General features: G+C 53.3%; 1 protein-coding gene. It reads right to left on the minus strand.

Annotation, left to right across the window (positions count from 1 at the left end):
* On the minus strand, positions 1-674 hold a 674-nt coding region (locus ABD971_RS32305), incomplete at both ends, for a hypothetical protein (protein WP_345327831.1).

A 674-nucleotide genomic window follows, 5' to 3' on the forward strand; every position in this document is an offset into this window, starting at 1 on the left:
GTCGCGACTTGTTGTTGGGCCGCGGCAGTCGACGCTTGTCGTGCCAATGCTGTATCAGCTTGGTAACGTAGGGCGGGATGCAGCCCATTTGCCGAGCGATTTCAACTTGCAGTAACCCCTGGTCCCAGAGTCGCTTTGCCGTTTCGGACTGTTCGTCAATCAGCAATGGCCTCTTATAATCGAGTTTGAGTTCGATTTGATCATCTGGTGATGCGTCGATCGAGATACCGGTAAAGCGTTTGACCAACGCGGCGACAACGTTCACCTGAGCACGACCCTGCAACCATCCGTGACCTTGTCTTCGCTCACCCTGCTGGTACAAAAGAATGGTTCCCGACATTAACGCTTCGATTAAACGACGAGCTAAACGTAGTTGCTGGTCGTCCTGTGCATCGTGAGCATCAAGCAGTTGCGTACGTAGTTTTTCCAGCATGGAGACGACCTCCTGATCCACCGGCACCACGATCTGCTGATTTTTCGCAGACTCATGCTCAGATAATGCGGCCAATGCCTCGTTGTGCGAGTGACGCAACTCGCGAATCAATTGATAAGTTTGCTGCCGTTCCGTCTCCGTCTCGCCTGGATCGCGACGGTTGAATTCGATGCGACTGCAAAACCCTTTGACACGCTCTCGCAGTCGCTGAATCGATTCCGAGTCTGGCTGAAGAACGGAC

This window comes from Novipirellula rosea (assembly GCF_039541335.1).
GTDB classification, from domain to species: domain Bacteria; phylum Planctomycetota; class Planctomycetia; order Pirellulales; family Pirellulaceae; genus Novipirellula; species Novipirellula rosea.